This window comes from Clostridium sp. HV4-5-A1G, from assembly GCF_900184915.1.
GTDB lineage: Bacteria > Bacillota > Clostridia > Clostridiales > Clostridiaceae > Clostridium_B > Clostridium_B aromativorans.
This window is the reverse complement of sequence record NZ_FXYI02000083.1, coordinates 1-15,343: the sequence shown is the minus strand read 5'-3', so window position 1 is coordinate 15,343 and position 15,343 is coordinate 1. Positions and strand designations below refer to the sequence as shown.

Here is a 15,343-nt window from a genome sequence, read left to right as displayed (position 1 = left end):
ATTAAATAGTCTTATGACTATATAGTTTATTATATATTTTTAAGAAATAATTTATGAGGGATGTTTTGAAAGGCGGGGTAATATGGGATATTTTACAGTAAAAAATCAAGCTGGTTCGAGATTTGAGGAAAAAAAGTCCATATTTATAGGGAGCGTAAAGAGAGTATATACTGAAGGTGATGCTAGAAGATTCATAAATAGGGTGAAAGAACAAAATCCTAAAGCATCACATAATGTGTATGCATATGTAATTGGAGAAAAAATGAATATTCAAAGATACAGTGATGATAGAGAACCTCAAGGAACTGCAGGAATACCTATCCTGGAAGTGATTAAAAAAAAGAAGCTGACAGATATTGTCACAGTGGTAACAAGATATTTTGGGGGAATACTTCTAGGTAAAGGCGGGCTGGCAAAAGCTTATTCTAAATCTGCTGTATTATCTATTGACAGTGCAAAGATAGTGGAAAGAGTAAAAGGTTCACCTATAGATATATCTATAAATTACGAGGATTTGGGGAAATTGCAGCATTTTTTTGAACAAAAGTCTATTCCTATAGAGAATATTGAATATGCTGACAAAGTTCAATTGTCAATAAATTGTATTCTAGAAAATGTTGATTTGCTGATAAATGAGATAATAGATGTAACCAATGGAAAATGTGAACTTATAGTTGGAGATGAAGAATTTTATTTTAAAGTTGATAATAACCTGATTAAAGAATAATGCGTTTATATTTGTAGTGATCTGCTTTTATATGATATAATACAATTTGCATGATCAATATTAAATAGTTATAAACTGTAAGTTAGGAGGAAATTTATATGTCAGGACATTCAAAATGGCATAATATACAGGCAAAAAAGGGTAAGGCAGATGCGAAAAAAGGTAAGATATTTACTAAGATAGGAAAGGAATTGGCTATTGCGGCTAAAACCGGTGGTTCAAGTCCAGATAGCAATGCAAAATTAAGAGATGTCATAGCAAAAGCTAAGGCAAATAATATGCCCCAGGATACAGTAAACAGGGCAATCAAAAAAGGCGCCGGAGAAATGGAAGGGGTAAGCTATGAGGAAATAGTTTATGAAGGATATGGACCTGGAGGGGTTGCTGTGATAGTAAAAGCATTAACTGACAATAAAAATAGAACGGCAAGCAGTGTAAGGGCTGCATTTTCAAGACACGGTGGAAATCTAGGAGCTAATGGATGTGTGTCCTGGATGTTTCAAACTAAAGGTCAGATTATTATAGAGAAAAAAGATGACATTGATGAAGATGATGTCATGATGAAAGCCCTGGATGCCGGTGCAGAGGATTTTGATGCCCAGGAGGAAGTTTTTGAAATAATTACTTCTGTAGAGGAGTTTGGGAAAGTCAGAGAAAATCTTGAGGGAAATGGACTTGATTTTTTGTCAGCAGAAATTACTATGATACCGGATAATACTATCTCTGTTGATATGGAAACTGCTGAAAAAGTTCAGAGATTAATAGATAAACTTGAAGACGATGATGATGTTCAGGATGTTTATCACAATGCTGATTTTCCTGAAGAATTTGAAGGGTAAAGGACCATATGAACCATCTTTGATATGGATATATATATAATATTCATATCAAAAGTGGTTTTTATTGTTAAATAATACGTTTTGCCTTATTCAGGCGCACAGCAGTGCTTATGTCCCATTTTGAGAAGTTGGGAGTAGCCAGCAATGGTAGCGTTCGGATAAAAACTAGGGGGATTATCCCCCAGTTTGAAAGCATTGTATTATTATAATCCGCATTTTTGCAATGCTTGTTTTAAGTCTTCAATGATGTCTTCCGCACTTTCAAGTCCTACACTGAATCTTATGTATCCATCTCTGAAATTTTCTGGATAGAAATTGATCCTTTCATCACTTGCTCCAGTGTATACAATCAGGCTCTCGTCATGTCCCAGGGAAACTGCCGGAACGATGAGCTCAAGTGAATTTATAAATTTATTATGGGTTTCCGCATCTGCTTTAAGTGCAAAAGCTATAATTCCTGAGTAGAGCTTCATCTGTTTTTTGGCAATTTCATGCTGCGGATGGCTTTCAAGACCCGGATATGCCACGAACTTCACTGAAGGATTTGATTCCAGATATTGGGCGACTTTGAGAGCGGTATGGCTGTGTTGCTCCATACGCAGGGGAAGTGTCACAACACCTCTCATTATAAGCCATGCATTAAAAGGACTTATAGTTCCCCCCAGATTCACCATAGCCTGGGCTTTAATTTTGTCTGTGAGATCTTTTTTGCCCAGCACTGCTCCACCCATGGCATCACCATGTCCATTTATATATTTGGTCAAGCTGTGTATAACAAGATCTGCTCCCAGTTCAAGAGGGCGCTGCAGGTATGGAGAGGCAAATGTACTGTCAACACTAAGTAGAGCTCCTGCGGATTTCGCAATTTTTGCAATTTCTTCAATGTCGCTTATTCTCGTGGTGGGGTTTCCTGGAGTTTCAACATGAATGAGCCTGGTATTGGGGTGTATGGCCTTTTTTATTTCTTCTAGGTTGGAGGTATCTACAAGGGATGTCTCTATATTGTATTTTTCAGGGAGATATTCGTTTAACAGTCTGTAAACTGCTATGTATGATACATTTGAACAGATCACATGTGAATTTTTGTCAAGAAAAGTAAAAAACACACCTGCCAGTGCAGCGACACCACTTGCAAGGACCACGCAGTCTTCTGCACCTTCCAGTGCGGCAAGTCTTTGCTGAAGATAAAGTTGATTTGCAGAGGTGTTTCTGGTATATAATATCTGATTTGGATCACTCCAGTTGATTGAAGATGCATCTTCGGGAAGCCTGTAACAGTTTGCCATGGTTATTGGGCGCCTTATGGCCCTGGTTTCTTTATCAATACCATTTCCCACGTGAATGCATTTTGTTATAAAGCTGGTTTCTTTGCTCATAAATTTTCCTCCTTATTAATTGTGTATAGTATAAAATAAAAAAGCTGTTTTTCATAAGAAAAACAGCTTTAAAGTTACAACTTGAAAATTTTTCTTATCTTTCAGAATAATCTGTTGGAATTAACACCATACATTAAATAGAATGTTGGTTGTCGGGCATCATAGGGCCAAGTCCCTCCACCGCTCTTGATAAGATTTATTTATTAATTTTTTTAATAGTATACCTAAATAGGAATTTTGTCAAATATTTTTGTTGATGGAGTTAGGAACTTTTACTTTTCTATTTTAAATATGTACTATGTGTCATGAGATTTTCTCACCTATAATTTAGAATATAACAATTTTAATTGTAAAAAATAATAATAGCGACGATTTATGAGGAGTAATTTGTATGAAACGAATATTAGCTATTATTTTTGTAATTATAATGTATATGGATAATGTTGCTCTGGCTAAATTTGGAAATTATGAGGTTCATTTTTTAGGAGTTGGTCAGAGTGACTGTATTTTAATAAAAACTGATGATAAAAATTATCTTATAGATACAGGAGCTGCTTATTATACCAAGAGAATTATAAGATATTTGGATTTAAATCAGGTAAAAAGCATAGATGGTATAATACTCACTCATTATCACGATGATCACTATGAAGGCATAATTAAAATAGCTCAGTCCAGAAAAGTTTGTAAGGTGTATCTTCCAGATCATAGAAACTATATCCAGAATATTATGAGTGATAAGCTGAATAAAATGGGGGTGGATGTTGAATATATAAAAAGAGGTTGGGAAATTAAAAATTATGGATGCGTTCTTAAGGCAATCGGGCCGGTTCGTGAAAGTAAAACTGTAGAAAATAATAATTCTATAGTCCTGCAGGGAAAAGTAAATGGATTACAATATGTATTTGCAGGAGACTGTGAGAGATCAGAAGAAGAAGATATTTTAAAAACAGGCGAACTTAAAAAATGTGATGTGCTTAAAGTTCCCCATCATGGATTAAATACAAGTACTACGAATAGGTTTTTGGATAGGGTAGAACCTAGAGTGGCGATTATAACGAGTGATGGAGTGGGAACTCCGGATAAAAGAGTTGAAAACAGACTTATAAACAAGGGGGCAATAGTTTGGAGAATAGATAATCAAGGCAATATAGTCATTAAAAATGACATATTGTATTGCAGTAAAAATTATACCAGCATAAGATTGAAATAACATGTATAATTTTTATAAAAGTGTCTATAATATCCAGAAAAGGAGGGATATTGTGGATAGAAGAAAAATTCGCACGGCAATTTTAGTTGTTTTTACTATTTTAATTTTTGGATTGAGTTGTTATATATGTATAGTGGGATTTCAAAATATAAATATGGAAAAGAAATTAAGTCAAGCTAATAAGAATTCCTATGATACTGTAAAAGTGAATTCTTCCATAAACGGTGTTGTTGATAATGATGCCAGAGTAATATTCAAGATAAAATATGATAAAAGCGGAGAAGTTCAGATAGAAAAACAGGAATTGGCAGGAAAGTTAGCTGGCAAGAAGAAAAGTGAAGTTGAAAAAGCTTATAAGGATGTAGGATATAAGGTAGAAAAATTCAGTGCAGGAGAAATAGTGTTAATAAAAAATGTAGACAAATATGCTCCTAATAAATATGTATTGGGAATAAAAAATGGATTTATAGCTATATATAAAACAGATAAACAGGGAAATATGCTTATAGAAAATGAAAAAAGAGATATTACAAGTATAAGTACGAATAGGTTGAAAGAAGAAGATATTAAACTTTTGACTAAGGGAGACAAATATTTTCAGTGTAATACCAGAGAAGAAGCAGAAGCACGCCTTGAAGACTATGAATAGTAGCCTTTAAGGCTTTTTTAGGTAAAGGAGCCTGGTTCTATATAATTATCACTTGAACTGAGGTATTCAAAATGATAAAGTATAATATGTGCTATAATATTTATATGATTTTCAATATTTTACGGGGGAATTTTAGATGTATGAGTATATAAAGGGGATATATAGAGGCGTGAGTAGAGATTATATTATAGTTGAAAACAATGGCATAGGCTATAAAATAAATACGTCAGGTAGTACTATTGCTAACACCCCTAAAATAGGTGAAAACATATTGTTGTATCTGCAGCAAATAGTAAGGGAAGATTTTATAGGATTGTATGGCTTTCTGACGAAAGAGGAGATAAACATGTTCAATCTTCTTTTGACTATAAATGGAATAGGTGCTAAAGCAGCACTTTCGCTCCTATCCATAAGTAATGTTGCTAATTTAAAGTATGCTATAATATCTGGAGATGAAAAGAATTTAGTGAGGGCTCCCGGAGTAGGAAAGAAAACTGCGCAGAGAATTATCTTGGAATTAAAAGATAAAGTATCCCCAGAGGAAATCGGGGATCATGAGAATAATTGTCAAGAGCTTGGTGAAGGCAAAACCACTTCTGAAGTTGTAGAAGCTCTCAAGGCCCTTGGATACTCTGAAAAGGAGGCAAACAGTGCATTGAAAGCCATAAATAATAATAGTTCTATTGAAGTTATGATAAAAGAAGCTTTGAAATTTTTAATGGATTAGGCTAGGTGATGGGTGTGGAAAATAGAATAGTCACTCCATTTAATATGGAGGGTGATGCTGAAAACGAGCATAGTTTAAGACCTAAAAGACTTAGTGAATATATAGGACAAAACAAGGTGAAAAATAAGCTTAATATATTTATAGAAGCTGCGAAAAACAGAAAAGAAGCACTAGATCATGTGCTTCTCTATGGACCGCCGGGACTTGGGAAAACCACTCTTGCAAATATAATTGCCATGGAAATGGGAGGGAATTTGAAAGTTACTTCTGGTCCGGCTATAGAGAGAGCGGGGGATTTAGCTGCAATACTTACCAGTTTAAATGATATGGATGTGCTTTTCATAGATGAAATACACAGATTAAATAGAAGCGTAGAGGAAATATTGTATCCTGCTATGGAAGACTATGCACTTGATATAGTTATAGGAAAAGGTGCGGCTGCAAAATCCATAAGACTGGATCTTCCTAAATTCACATTAATAGGAGCTACTACTAGGATAGGACTTTTGACATCTCCACTGAGGGATAGATTTGGAATGTTATGTCCCATGGAGTTTTATGGAGAAAAGGAGCTCAGTGAAATTATAATTAGATCTGCAGAGATACTCGATATAAATATAGAATATGAAGCTGCCCTGGAAATAGGAAAAAGGTCCAGGGGAACACCGAGAATTGCAAATAGACTTTTGAAAAGGGTTAGAGATTATTCAGAGGTAAAAGGTAATGGAACAATAGATGTTGAGACCAGCAAGCTTGCTTTAAAATTATTGGAAGTGGATGAAGAGGGATTTGACAGTATAGACAATAAAATATTAAAGGCTATAATTGACAATTTCAATGGAGGACCTGTGGGAATAGAGACACTGGCTTATTTTATAGGAGAAGAATTGGATACTATAGAAGATGTGTATGAACCCTATCTGCTTCAGAAGGGTTTTATAATAAGAACACCTAGGGGGAGAATGGCATCTGATAGTGCCTACAGACATTTTAATAAAACTAGAAAAGGTGGCACATTGAAGAGAAAACAATACAGTCATCGTGGACAAAACGAAACGGAGTGAAATTTATTGAAAGTTACGGATTTTGATTTTTACTTACCTAAGGAACTGATTGCACAACATCCATTAAAACAGAGAGATGAAGCAAGGCTTATGGTATTGGACAAGAAGACAGGAAAAGTAGAACATAAGGTGTTTAGGGATATAATAGGCTATTTAAATCCGGGAGATTGTCTTGTTTTAAATGATACCAGGGTTTTACCTGCAAGGCTTATAGGGAAAAAAGAGGGCAGCGGCGGAAAAATGGAAATTTTGCTGTTAAAGAGAAATGAGGATGGCAGCTGGGAAACACTGGTTAAGCCGGGAAGAAGAGCTAGGATTGGAGACAGGTTTGATTTTGGAGATGGAGAGTTGAAAGCTGAAATATCTCAGATAAAGAAAGACGGAAATAGGATAGTTAAATTTGAATATAGGGGAATATTTGAAGAAGTACTGGATAAACTTGGGCAAATGCCTTTGCCGCCTTATATAAAGGAAAAGTTGGAAGACAAGGAAATGTATCAGACGGTTTATTCTAAAGAAGAAGGTTCAGCGGCAGCCCCTACGGCTGGACTTCATTTTACAGAGGATTTACTCCAAAAAATAGAAGATAAGGGAGTTAAACTTGCTTTTTTGACTTTACATGTGGGTATTGGAACTTTTAGACCGGTTAAGGTTGAAAATGTTGAAGACCATGATATGCATTCTGAATACTACCGTATGTCGAGGGAAACTGCAGATGTAATTAACGGAGCAAGGGAAAGCGGGCACAGTGTAATTCCTGTGGGAACCACATCCTGCAGAACTCTTGAAACCATAGCGGATGAAGATGGAAGAGTCAGAGAACAGTCAGGATGGACAGATATATTTATATATCCGGGCTATAAGTATAAGATAGTAGATAAGCTTATAACAAATTTTCATTTACCCCAATCTACCCTCATAATGCTGGTAAGTGCACTATGTGGGAGAGAAAATATATTAAATGCATACCGGGAAGCGGTAAAAAACAGATACAGGTTTTTCAGTTTTGGAGATGCCATGTTTATCAAGTGATTTTAAGAGTCAGGTATAAAAATTTAGGCTGTGCATTGTGAATTGTATAAATATGAGGTGTTTCGATGTATAAATTACTGAAAAAATGTGGAAGAATAAGGAGAGGTGAGTTTGTTACTACCCATGGCGTGGTTCAAACTCCGGTATTTATGAATGTAGGTACTTTAGCGGCTATAAAGGGTGCGGTTTCAACTATGGATTTAAAAAAAATTGGCTGTCAAATAGAGTTGTCCAATACATATCATCTGAGTTTAAGACCGGGAGATGAAATCATTAGGCAGCTGGGCGGATTACATAAATTTATGAATTGGGATAGACCCATTTTAACTGACTCAGGCGGCTTTCAAGTATTTTCACTGTCTGATATAAGAAAAATAAAAGAAGAAGGGGTATATTTTAATTCCCATATAGACGGCAGAAAGATATTCATGGGACCTGAAGAAAGTATGAGAATTCAGAGCAACTTGGCGTCTACTGTAGCCATGGCTTTTGATGAATGTGTGAAAAATCCTTCCCCGAGAGATTATGTTGAAGATTCAGTGAAGAGGACTACTAGATGGCTTAAAAGGTGCAAGATAGAACTTGACAGATTAAATTCTCTATCTGATACTATAAATAAAAAGCAGATGCTCTTTGGAATAAATCAGGGTGGAGTATATGATGACATAAGAATAGAACATGCTAAAACAATAAGCGAAATGGATCTGGAAGGGTATGCCATTGGAGGATTGGCAGTAGGGGAAACTCATGAGGAAATGTACAGGATTTTAGAAAGTGTCATACCATATCTTCCGCAGAATAAACCCATATATTTGATGGGGGTGGGCACACCGGAAAATATACTTGAATCAGTGGAAAGAGGGGTGGATTTTTTTGACTGTGTCCTCCCTGCAAGAAATGGAAGGCATTCCCATGTATTTACATCGGAAGGTGAATTAAATCTTTTAAACGCAAAGTATAAATTAGATGATAATCCCATTGATCAAGGATGCAGCTGCCCCACTTGTAAAAATTACAGCAGAGCTTATATAAGACATCTGTTTAAGGCAAAGGAAATGCTGGCTATGAGACTTTGTGTGATCCACAACCTATATTTTTATAATAATATGATGAAGGAAATAAGAGATGCTATTGATGGAGATTATTTTCATTCATATAAAAGAGAAAAGCTTAATCAATGGGAACACAAAAGTTAAATAAGAACTATTTTATAAGGAGGTGAAAGCGTTGGATTTATTAGTTAGGATATCACCATTTATATTTGTAGTGGTAATTTTTTACTTGCTTATATTTTTACCAGAGAGCAGGAGAAGAAAAAAATACAATGCTATGTTGAGTAATCTTAAAGTCAATGATGAGGTTATGACTAAAGGTGGTATAGTAGGTAAAATTATAAATATCAGAGAAAATGAAAGTTTTATAACACTTCAGACAGGACCTGACAGAATAAAGATAAAACTTGACAAGACAGGGGTGTTAAATGTCCTTTCAGATGATAAAAGCTCAGAAAATTCTAATAAGGGTAAATAGAAATAAATTCAAAGAAAAGAAGTTTAAAATTTAGGTATAAAGCGCCTTTTGTCTACATAGATACTATTAGATAGGAGGTGTTTTAATTTGGAAAAAAGTAATAATTATCTTTCTGCTATAGAAGGAGTTATTAGAGGATTTATAATTACTGTGATTTTGCTTTTGATCTTTGCCGTTGTAATGACTTTTATAGAAGTCAGCAGTCAGGTAAGTTATATAGTTTATCTTATTACGACAATACTCAGTATAATGTACGCTTCCATTTATGCAGTGAGGAAAATAGGGGAAAAGGGATGGCTTATAGGTATTATAGTTACTCTTTTATATCTATTTATACTATATGTAGTTTCTGTTATTTCGGGAAATTCTGCTGTGATAGGTGTAGATGGAATTAAGAGATTAGTACTTGCACTAATAGTGGGGGCCTTATCTGGAATGATTGGAATTAACTTGCAATAGGTACTTATAGTCCGGCTTTATTTTGAAATTGATTTATGTTATAATCTAAACGATATATTATTAATTGGAGGAGTTTAATATGAAGCATATAAAAACTATAAGTAATTCTAATATAAGAGATAGCCTAAAAAAGCCAGGTTGCAGAGAATGTGCTAATTCCTGCCAGTCGGCGTGCAAAACTTCCTGTACCGTTGCCAATTTGGCCTGTGAAAATTAATATAAATTTTAGGCAGTAACAGATAAAAAGTTACTGCCTAAAATTTATGTCATCGTAAAGATAAGTGTATTATAGGAGGGAATAATTTGGCTAATATTCATAAATTTGTACAGGGTGGATATCGATATGTATTGGATGTAAACTCCGGGGCACTTCATGAAGTTGACCAGCTGGTGTATGATATCCTGGATGATGAAAAACCGCCTGGTCTTGAAGAGACGCTGGAAATGCTCAAAGATAAATATGAAAAAGAGGATATTGTGGAGGCATATGGAGAGATAGAGGAATTAATTAAAGGGGATATACTGTATTCTAAAGATCTCTATGAAAATATTGCGTTGCAAAATGACAATTCGGTATCATTTATAAAGGCATTGTGCTTAAACATTGCGCATGATTGCAATTTAAGGTGTAAGTATTGTTTTGCAGATGAAGGCGAATATAAGGGAAGCAGAAAGCTTATGTCTGCTGATATTGGAAAAAAAGCAATTGATTTTGTCATAGAAAAATCAGGACCTAGGAAAAATATAGAAGTGGATTTATTTGGTGGAGAGCCCCTCATGGCTTTTGATACTGTAAGGCAGATTGTGGATTATGCAAGATCTCAAGAAAAGATACACAATAAGAGTATAAGGTTTACCATGACTACTAATGCGACACTTTTAAATGATGAAATAATAGATTATCTGGACAAAAATATGGGGAATATAGTGTTGAGTATTGACGGAAGAAAAGAAGTAAATGACAGAGTGAGAGTGAGGATAGATGGAAGTGGAACCTTTGACTCCATATTGCCCAAAATCAAAAAGATGGTAAAAATAAGGGATAAATCTAAACAATACTATGTCAGGGGAACTTTTACCAGAAAAAATACGGATTTTTTCAAAGACATAAAATATCTTGCAGATGAAGGATTTGATGAAATATCCATAGAACCTGTAGTGCTTCCTAAGGACAACCCACTCTCAATAAGGGAGGAGGATCTGCCAACTATCTATGAGCAGTATGACAAGCTGTATGAAGAAATGCTTCGAAATGGTGGAAAGTTTAAATTCTATCATTTTAATATAGATATTACAGGGGGACCCTGCGTATATAAAAGAATATCGGGCTGTGGAGCAGGACATGAGTATGTGGCTATAACTCCCGATGGAGACATATACCCCTGTCATCAATTTGTGGGTAATGAAGATTTTAAAATGGGAAATTTAAATGATTGGAATAATTTAAGGGAGGATATTGTTCAAAAGTTCAAGACGGCCCATATATATAATAAACCCAAATGCAAACAGTGTTGGGCAAGGTTTTACTGCAGCGGCGGATGTCAGGCTAATAATTACAATTTCAATGGAGATATGAGAGAACCCTATTCACTGGGATGTAAAATGCAGAAAAAGAGAATTGAGTGTGCTATTGCACTTAAGGTCAGAATCATGAAAAAATAGGAATATATTTTACATAAAGTTAATACTTAAAGTCATTATATTTGGGCTCATAGTATTGACGCTGTTTTTCTTAAGTAATATAATTTCTAATGTGGACTGTTGTAAAAAAATAGTATTTATTTACAGGTTGAGGAGGATAAAGATGAAATCTAAGGGGAAAAGTACCATAGTTTTCTTCCTATGTATAATTCTGATAGGTTTTTTAGCTTATTCGGGAGCATATGGAGTGACTTTAGGAGGATATAAACTTAAACCTTTTGGTGAAGTTATAAATAGGGGACTTGATCTTCAAGGTGGAGTTTCTGTACTTGAAGAAGTTCAGGGAAATAATGTGGATCAAAAGACCATGGACAGAACTGTGGAACTTTTGTCTATGAGAGTTAATAAATTAGGAGTAAGTGAAACAGTGGTGGCCAGGGAAGGACAGAAGAGAATAAGAATTGACATACCGGGAAAATTTGATGCCAAAGAGGTAATAGATGGTGTGGCAAAAACCGGTGAACTTAAATTTGTAGGCCCTGACAATAAAACCATACTTACCGGTAAAGATGTGAAAGATGCTACTGCTTCCATTGATTCTACAAATGGAAATCAAGCTGTGATAAATCTGGAATTAAACCAGCAGGGAGCCAAAAAGTTTTCAGATGCCACTCAAAAATTTATGGGACAAAAAATAGCAATTTACTTGGATAATGACATGCTTACCAATCCACAGGTGGATGCACATATAACCGATGGAAGAGCCGTCATAAGCGGTAAAAACCAGACTCTTCAGGAGGCACAAAGGCAGGCTGATCTTATAAAATCAGGAGCACTTCCAGTTACGGTAAAACCGGTTCAGGTTAAAACTATAGGTGCATCTCTAGGAGCCAATGCCCTCCCACTTAGTTTATTGGCGGGTAAAATTGGAATAGGACTTGTAATGCTGTTCATGCTTTTATATTATAGACTTCCGGGACTTATTGCAGATATAGCACTTACACTGTATGTATACATAGTTTTGGCGGCTTTTGCTGGCGTAAATGTGACCCTTACATTGGCTGGTATTGCGGCGTTTCTTTTGACGGTAGGAATGGCAGTAGATGCCAATATACTTATCTTTGAGAGAACTAAAGAAGAACTTAAAAGTGGAAGGTCAGTTAAGGCATCTATAGATGCCGGTTTTAGGAGGGCCATGAGCTCGATTCTGGATTCAAACATTACGTCTATTATATGCGGTTTTGTGCTGTATAATGTGGGAACGGGTTCCGTAAAGGGATTTGCCCTTACCCTGATCATAGGTGTAGCTTTAAGTATGTTTACCGCAGTAACTGTAACCAGAACCCTTATGAAATTGGTAGCCAATATGGGATGGTTTAACCACAAACAAACTATTGGGACTTTTGGTGTACATGATTTTAGAAAGGGGTTAGTAAAATAACATGAGTGGTATATATAAAATTGTTGAAAAAAGAAAGATATGGTTTACTATTTCCCTTATAATAATTATTATTGGAATATTTACCATGGCTACAAAAGGACTGGAATATGGACTGGATTTTAAAGGCGGTACTATAGTGGAGATAAATTTAGGCACAGATTTTGACAAAGCAGATGTGGACAGCATAGTAAAGAAATACTCTGTTGATTTTCAATCCAATAAATCCGACAATAAATCCATAACCATAAAAGCTACTTCTCTTACTAATGATGAGATAAGCAAAATTGTGAAAGATGTTAAAGCCAAGTATAAAAAAAGCAGCTTGACAAATCAGGAAAATATAGGAGCTGTTATAGGAAAGGAAACTAGAGTAAAAGCTATAGAAGCTGTCGTGATAGCAATAGTGGCCATGTTTATATATATAGGCATAAGATTTGAACTCAGTTTTGGTATGGCGGCTATTATATCTCTTGTTCACAATGTACTTGTAATGCTGTCTGTTTATGCAGTACTTAGGGTTTCTATAGATTCCAATTTTATAGCAGCAGCACTTACAGTTATAGGATATTCCATTCATGATACTATAGTTGTTTTTGATAGAATAAGAGAAAATCAAAGATACATGAGAAGAGTGGATCCTATGATCGTTGCAGATGCAAGTGTCACACAGACACTTGCCAGATCTATAAATACTGTACTCACCGTTGTAATAACTCTAACTTCTGTGTATATTTTGGTCCCTTCCGTAAGGGTATTTTCAGAGCCTATTCTCATAGGTGTAATTACAGGATGTTATTCTTCCATATGCATTGCCAGTCCGTGTTGGGTTATGATAAAAAAACATATGTTGGCCAATAGGAGAAAACTTAATAAAACGACTTAGTTAATTATTTAAAATGTACATTCAATATGATAAAATAAAAAATCCAGAGTATATTGAAACTTTGGATTTTTTTATTGTGGAAAATCTAGTCATACTGTGTTTGTAATAGAAGACAATATCATTTATAATAGAAGTGCTTTCGATAAATTTGGAGGTTTTATTATGGAGATGCAAAAGGAAAACATACAGCATTTTAATTTTATAGGAATGAAAAATCCCTTCCTTTTAAAAAATATGGGAGAGGCTTTAAAAAGAATAATAAAAGCTGTAAATGAAAGGGAAAAAATAGTGATCTATGGTACTTGCGATTTAGATGGTATAACTTCAGTGTCTCTGTTGTTACTTGTACTCAAATATCTAAATGCGGATGTGGAATATTTTATATCTGATGAAGTTGATGATTCTAGTATAAAATCAGATATAATAGAAAACCATATAAAATTTTTAGGTACCAAGCTTATGATAACTGCAGGATGTGGGATCAGCTCTGTTCCTCAGGTAAAACTATGTAAAAATTTAGGAATTGATGTTATAATAACAGATTATCATAGTAGTGAAGAAATCTTACCGGAAACAATTATTATAGATCCAAACCAAAAGCAGTGTACATATCCTTATAAGAATTTAACTGCAGTGGGAGTGACCTTTAAATTATGTCAGGCCATATCAATGTATTATGAAATGAAATGCGTAGGGAAATATCTGGATCTTGTGGCGCTGGGGATTCTTTCAAAACAGGCCGATGTAAGCGGTGAAAATGAAATTATGGTGAATCAGGGCATATATTGTATAAATTACACAAATAATTATGGAGTAAAAGCCCTGCTTAAAATAAATAATATTTCCAGTGTAAATTGGAAAAGTATATGTGAACTTTCAAATAAAATGATGCGTTCAATTAAAAATAAGAGATATATAGATAATGCCAGAATTACAGTGGAACTTTTTATAACGGAAAATATGGATAGAGCAGAACAGATAGCGAAATATTTAAAAAATGAAATTGTATAAGGATATAAATGCTGTGACTTGAATATTTGTCAATATTTAATATATAATTATAAGGTAGAAGATTATATTTCATTGGGGTTAAAAATCAATTGTAAAACAATAAAGCTATTTTTGAGGGGGAGTACAAGTGGATCTAAAGAACAGTATAAGGGTAATAGAAGGATTTCCAAAGAAGGGGATAAGTTTTAAAGATGTAACTACTTTGCTTAAAGATAAAGAGGCTTTTAAATATACCGTAGATAGAATATCATCCTATTTAAAAAATAAAAATATAGATATAGTAGTTGGACCTGAAGCAAGAGGCTTTTTATTTGGAGCACCTGTAGCCTATGCTATAGATGCTGGTTTTGTGCCTGTGAGAAAAAAGGGAAAGCTGCCCTGTGACACTTTAAAAGTCACCTATTCTCTGGAATACGGCAATGATGAATTGGAAATGCACAAGGATGCAATAAAACCAGGACAGAGGGTTGCGATAATTGATGATTTACTTGCAACTGGAGGTACCACCAATTCTGTTGCTAAATTAGTGGAAGAAGCGGGCGGAGTAATTGTAACTATAGGATTTGTAATAGAGTTGACTGATCTTAAGGGAAGAGAAAAATTGAAAAATTATGATGTTAATTCTTTAATTCAGTATAATATTTAAAGTTTGTTAATTTTAAATTGCAAGTTTTAAAATTATATAATCTGTCTATTATACACATATCAGATACCACGAGAAAGTACTAGATCTATTATGCCTTATTCTGAT

At 34.6% G+C, this 15,343-nt stretch carries 17 protein-coding genes and 1 riboswitch; of the genes, 16 read left to right on the top strand and 1 reads right to left on the bottom strand.

What is annotated here, in order from left to right; all coding sequences use genetic code 11:
* Positions 1–82 precede the first annotated feature (82 nt).
* Positions 83–727 (top strand): YigZ family protein, encoded by a 645-nt coding sequence (locus tag J5G60_RS10220; protein WP_150357298.1) that lies wholly within the window; start codon positions 83–85, stop codon positions 725–727.
* Between the two features lie 98 nt (positions 728–825).
* Positions 826–1,566 (top strand): YebC/PmpR family DNA-binding transcriptional regulator, encoded by a 741-nt coding sequence (locus J5G60_RS10215; protein WP_150357299.1) that lies wholly within the window; start codon positions 826–828, stop codon positions 1,564–1,566.
* Positions 1,567–1,769: 203 nt separating this feature from the next.
* On the opposite strand, the gene J5G60_RS10210 is transcribed toward J5G60_RS10215, so the two are convergent.
* On the bottom strand, positions 1,770–2,942 hold the full coding sequence (locus J5G60_RS10210; RefSeq protein ID WP_150357300.1) for a trans-sulfuration enzyme family protein: 1,173 nt from the start codon (positions 2,940–2,942) through the stop codon (positions 1,770–1,772).
* Positions 2,943–3,033: 91 nt separating this feature from the next.
* Positions 3,034–3,138: riboswitch (SAM riboswitch) on the bottom strand.
* Between the two features lie 195 nt (positions 3,139–3,333).
* On the opposite strand from J5G60_RS10210, the gene J5G60_RS10205 reads away from it, so the two are divergent.
* The 14 genes from J5G60_RS10205 to J5G60_RS10140 all read left to right on the top strand — a co-directional run bounded on the left by J5G60_RS10205 (position 3,334) and on the right by J5G60_RS10140 (position 15,238).
* Complete coding sequence (locus J5G60_RS10205) at positions 3,334–4,155, top strand: ComEC/Rec2 family competence protein (protein ID WP_150357302.1); 822 nt, start codon at positions 3,334–3,336, stop codon at positions 4,153–4,155.
* Between the two features lie 52 nt (positions 4,156–4,207).
* Entirely contained in the window at positions 4,208–4,804 is a 597-nt protein-coding gene (locus J5G60_RS10200) for a hypothetical protein (protein WP_150357304.1), read from the top strand.
* A 136-nt stretch (positions 4,805–4,940) separates the two neighbouring features.
* Positions 4,941–5,531: a Holliday junction branch migration protein RuvA gene (gene ruvA, locus J5G60_RS10195; protein WP_150357306.1), complete on the top strand. Its 591-nt coding sequence runs from the start codon at positions 4,941–4,943 to the stop codon at positions 5,529–5,531.
* Between the two features lie 14 nt (positions 5,532–5,545).
* The gene (ruvB, locus tag J5G60_RS10190; protein ID WP_150357308.1) at positions 5,546–6,595 is read left to right on the top strand and encodes a Holliday junction branch migration DNA helicase RuvB; all 1,050 of its coding nucleotides are present in this window, start codon (positions 5,546–5,548) and stop codon (positions 6,593–6,595) included.
* A gap of 6 nt (positions 6,596–6,601) precedes the next feature.
* Positions 6,602–7,627 (top strand): tRNA preQ1(34) S-adenosylmethionine ribosyltransferase-isomerase QueA, encoded by a 1,026-nt coding sequence (gene queA / locus J5G60_RS10185; protein ID WP_150357310.1) that lies wholly within the window; start codon positions 6,602–6,604, stop codon positions 7,625–7,627.
* Positions 7,628–7,692: 65 nt separating this feature from the next.
* A complete protein-coding gene (gene tgt / locus J5G60_RS10180; protein ID WP_150357312.1) occupies positions 7,693–8,823 on the top strand; it encodes a tRNA guanosine(34) transglycosylase Tgt in 1,131 nt (376 codons plus the stop codon).
* A gap of 31 nt (positions 8,824–8,854) precedes the next feature.
* Entirely contained in the window at positions 8,855–9,157 is a 303-nt protein-coding gene (gene yajC, locus J5G60_RS10175) for a preprotein translocase subunit YajC (protein ID WP_150357314.1), read from the top strand.
* A gap of 87 nt (positions 9,158–9,244) precedes the next feature.
* Complete coding sequence (locus J5G60_RS10170; protein WP_150357316.1) at positions 9,245–9,616, top strand: TIGR04086 family membrane protein; 372 nt, start codon at positions 9,245–9,247, stop codon at positions 9,614–9,616.
* 79 nt (positions 9,617–9,695) lie between these two features.
* Entirely contained in the window at positions 9,696–9,833 is a 138-nt protein-coding gene (gene scfA / locus J5G60_RS10165; RefSeq protein ID WP_150357318.1) for a six-cysteine ranthipeptide SCIFF, read from the top strand.
* Between the two features lie 86 nt (positions 9,834–9,919).
* A complete protein-coding gene (scfB, locus tag J5G60_RS10160) occupies positions 9,920–11,278 on the top strand; it encodes a thioether cross-link-forming SCIFF peptide maturase (RefSeq protein WP_150357320.1) in 1,359 nt (452 codons plus the stop codon).
* Positions 11,279–11,420: 142 nt separating this feature from the next.
* Positions 11,421–12,698 (top strand): protein translocase subunit SecD, encoded by a 1,278-nt coding sequence (gene secD / locus J5G60_RS10155; protein ID WP_150357322.1) that lies wholly within the window; start codon positions 11,421–11,423, stop codon positions 12,696–12,698.
* A gap of 10 nt (positions 12,699–12,708) precedes the next feature.
* Positions 12,709–13,581 carry a protein translocase subunit SecF gene (secF, locus tag J5G60_RS10150; protein WP_179978320.1) on the top strand — a complete coding sequence of 291 codons (873 nt, stop codon included), beginning with the start codon at positions 12,709–12,711 and terminating at the stop codon, positions 13,579–13,581.
* A 162-nt stretch (positions 13,582–13,743) separates the two neighbouring features.
* The gene (locus tag J5G60_RS10145; RefSeq protein ID WP_150357326.1) at positions 13,744–14,592 is read left to right on the top strand and encodes a DHH family phosphoesterase; all 849 of its coding nucleotides are present in this window, start codon (positions 13,744–13,746) and stop codon (positions 14,590–14,592) included.
* Between the two features lie 127 nt (positions 14,593–14,719).
* The gene (locus J5G60_RS10140; RefSeq protein ID WP_150357328.1) at positions 14,720–15,238 is read left to right on the top strand and encodes an adenine phosphoribosyltransferase; all 519 of its coding nucleotides are present in this window, start codon (positions 14,720–14,722) and stop codon (positions 15,236–15,238) included.
* Positions 15,239–15,343: the final 105 nt, after the last annotated feature.

Excerpts from the sequence above, each read along its gene's own strand:
- J5G60_RS10210 (WP_150357300.1), bottom strand. The coding sequence starts at position 2,942 with ATGAGCAAAGAAACCAGCTTTATAACAAAATGCATTCACGTGGGAAAT.
- J5G60_RS10220 (WP_150357298.1), top strand. The coding sequence starts at position 83 with ATGGGATATTTTACAGTAAAAAATCAAGCTGGTTCGAGATTTGAGGAA.
- scfA (WP_150357318.1), top strand. The coding sequence starts at position 9,696 with ATGAAGCATATAAAAACTATAAGTAATTCTAATATAAGAGATAGCCTA.
- J5G60_RS10205 (WP_150357302.1), top strand. The coding sequence starts at position 3,334 with ATGAAACGAATATTAGCTATTATTTTTGTAATTATAATGTATATGGAT.
- tgt (WP_150357312.1), top strand. The coding sequence starts at position 7,693 with ATGTATAAATTACTGAAAAAATGTGGAAGAATAAGGAGAGGTGAGTTT.
- ruvA (WP_150357306.1), top strand. The coding sequence starts at position 4,941 with ATGTATGAGTATATAAAGGGGATATATAGAGGCGTGAGTAGAGATTAT.
- J5G60_RS10215 (WP_150357299.1), top strand. The coding sequence starts at position 826 with ATGTCAGGACATTCAAAATGGCATAATATACAGGCAAAAAAGGGTAAG.
- secD (WP_150357322.1), top strand. The coding sequence starts at position 11,421 with ATGAAATCTAAGGGGAAAAGTACCATAGTTTTCTTCCTATGTATAATT.
- J5G60_RS10145 (WP_150357326.1), top strand. The coding sequence starts at position 13,744 with ATGGAGATGCAAAAGGAAAACATACAGCATTTTAATTTTATAGGAATG.